Source organism: Nocardiopsis lucentensis DSM 44048 (assembly GCF_000341125.1).
GTDB classification, from domain to species: Bacteria; Actinomycetota; Actinomycetes; order Streptosporangiales; family Streptosporangiaceae; genus Nocardiopsis; species Nocardiopsis lucentensis.
In genome coordinates this window covers 1-2578 of the sequence record NZ_ANBC01000183.1, presented here as the reverse complement: position 1 = coordinate 2578, position 2578 = coordinate 1, and the positions used below count along the sequence as shown (strand labels likewise).

At 68.7% G+C, this 2578-nt stretch carries 2 protein-coding genes; both read right to left on the bottom strand.

All coding sequences use genetic code 11. The annotated features are described in order from the left end of the window. Nucleotides 1-34 precede the first annotated feature (34 nt). Complete coding sequence (locus D471_RS0106045; RefSeq protein WP_017597797.1) at nt 35-1096, bottom strand: aldo/keto reductase; 1062 nt, start codon at nt 1094-1096, stop codon at nt 35-37. Between the two features lie 61 nt (nt 1097-1157). Then, nucleotides 1158-2578, bottom strand: a 1421-nt coding sequence (locus D471_RS0106040) for an MFS transporter (protein WP_017597796.1), incomplete at its 5' end; no start/stop codon positions are given.

Genomic DNA, 2578 nt, shown 5'->3' with positions numbered 1-2578 from the left:
AAAGCCGAAGCGGCGGGCCCGGAACAGGCACCGACTAGGGGTAGACGTCCCCGGCGACCTTGCGGTCGGCGCCGACGGTGCGGATGTGCCAGTAGGGGTAGGGAGCCGGCGTCTCACTCACCTCGTCGAGCCGGGCCACCTCCTCCTCGGTGAGCGTCCACTCCATCGCCTTGAGGTTGTCCTCCAGCTGGTGCGGCTTGCTCGCGCCGATGACGGCCGAGGTGACGCCGGGCTTGGCCAGCAGCCAGTTCACGGCGGCCTGGGCGATGCTCGCGTCCCGCTTCTCGGCGATCTCCCGAAGCGCGTCGACGATGTCGTGCGCCTGCTCCTCGTCGGTGAGCGGGGCGGACTCGGCCGCGGTGGCGTTCGCCAGGCGGCTGCCCTCGGGGCGCTCACCGCGCTTGTACTTACCGGTGAGGAAACCGCCCGCGAGCGGGCTCCAGGCGGTGATGCCGACCTTCTGGTCCACGGCCAGCGGCACGATCTCCCGCTCCAGGTCGCGAGCGGCCAGGTTGTAGTAGCCCTGGTAGCAGACGAACCGGGACAGGCCGCGCAGCTCGGAGACCGACAGCGCCTTCATCAGATGCCAGGCGGCGAAGTTGGACACACCGATGTAGCGGATCTTGCCCGCCCGGATCAGGTCGTCCAGGGCGCGCAGGGTCTCGTCCAGGGAGGTCCGGGGGTCGAACCCGTGGATGTGGTAGAGGTCGATGTAGTCGGTGTTCAGGCGGCGCAGACTCGCCTCGACGGCGGCGTACAGGTGGTGGCGGGAGGCACCCAGGTCGTTGGGGTCGTCCGTGATGCGCCAGCGGCCCTTGGTCCCGATCACGACCCGGTCGCGGACCTTCTTGAGCGCGGCGCCGAGGAACTCCTCGCCCATGCCGTTCTTGTACACGTCCGCGGTGTCGAAGAAGTTGATCCCGGCGTCCAGAGCCGTGTTGATGAGGGCGAAGACGTCATCGTCGTCGACCGTGCCGAACTCGGCCCAGTCCCTGTCGGGCGCTCCCAGGAACTTGGCGCTCCCTCCGAAATTGAACGAGCCGTAGCACAGCTCGGAGACGGACAGCCCCGTGTCTCCCAGATAGCGGTATCGCATGTGAAGTGTCTCCATTCTTTGGTGTGGTGGACGGATTCGCCCGAAAGGATGGGGAATGGGTCTAGTCGGTCTTGCGGAGTTCTCGTTCCTTGACGATGAGGAACGTCACCACCGCTCCGGCCAGGGCGAGGACCGCCAGTCCGAGGAACGTGGTGTGCATGGCCGAGGTGAGGCTGGCCGAGATCGCCTCCAGCGCGGGTTCGCGCTCGTCGGCGGCCAACTGGGCCAGCCCGGTGTCCAGCCGCCCCTGGGTGGCCTCTCCCGCGAGGGTCCGCTCCTGTTCGGCCGTGGCGAAGGGCAGGTCGAGCGAGCGCAGCGACAGGCTGGTCAGCAGTGACCCCGCCCCCGCGATGGCCACGCTCTCGCCGGTGATGCGCATGGTGTTGAAGATCCCGGAGGCCATACCGGCGCGTTCGACCTCCACCGTGCTGACGGCGGCGTTGTCCATGACCCCGAACGCGCTGCCCACACCGATGCCGAACAGGGCCAGGGGGGCGATGAGGGAGGTCCAGGACTGGCCCGGTTCGAGGACCATCAGCCACAGGGAGCCACCGGCGATCAGCAGTGAGCTGAGGGCGAGCATGACGCGCAGGGGAGCCTTGGCGGCGATCTGTCCGGCCACCAGTGGCAGGAGCAGCACCGGCAGGGTCAGGGGGAGGAGCAGCGCACCCGCCTCCGTCGAGCCGAAACCGCCCACGCCCTGGAAGAAGGGCGGCAGGTAGACGAGCAGGACCACGAATCCGAAGGTGATGGTGAAGGGCTGGCAGACCACCACGACGAAGGTCGGGCGACGGAAGAGCGCGAGGTCGAACATGGGCCGCCGGACCCGCGACTCCACGACGATGAAGGCCGCGAGGAAGGCGACGAAACCGACGACCGCGCCGATCGTGCTCAGGCTGAGCCACCCAGCCTCGGCACCCTGGACGAACGCCAGTGACAGCAGGAAGAGGCTGGCGCTGAACGTGATGACGCCGCCCCAGTCCACACTGGTCGCCTCGGGATCGCGCGACTCCCGGATGGCGCGGACCAGGAGGAGCACGATGACGCCGAGCACGACGTTCATCAGGAAGACCGCGCGCCAGCTCGCGATGTTGACCAGCACGCCCGCGACGAGCGGCCCCAGTGCCAGGCCGAATCCGAAGGAGCTGCCCAGGACCCCGAAGGCGCGTGCCCTGGCCGCGCCTCGGAACCCGTCGGCGAGGACCGCGGCGCCGCTGGTGAGGATTCCCGCGGCCCCGACGCCCTGCACCGCCCTGGCCACGTCGATGACGATGATGTTCGAGGACAGTCCGATGACCGCGGCCATGGCCATGAACACCACGACACCGATGACGAGGATCCTGCGGCGGCCGAACCGGTCGGCCAGACCGCCCGCGGCGAGCATGAACGCCGCGAAGGTGACGTTGTAAGCGTTCTGCACCCACTGGGCCTGCCCGACACTGGCATCCAGTTCGGCCGCGAGCTGGGTGAGTGCCACCGCCG

Excerpts from the sequence above, each read along its gene's own strand:
- D471_RS0106045 (WP_017597797.1), bottom strand. The coding sequence starts at position 1,096 with ATGCGATACCGCTATCTGGGAGACACGGGGCTGTCCGTCTCCGAGCTG.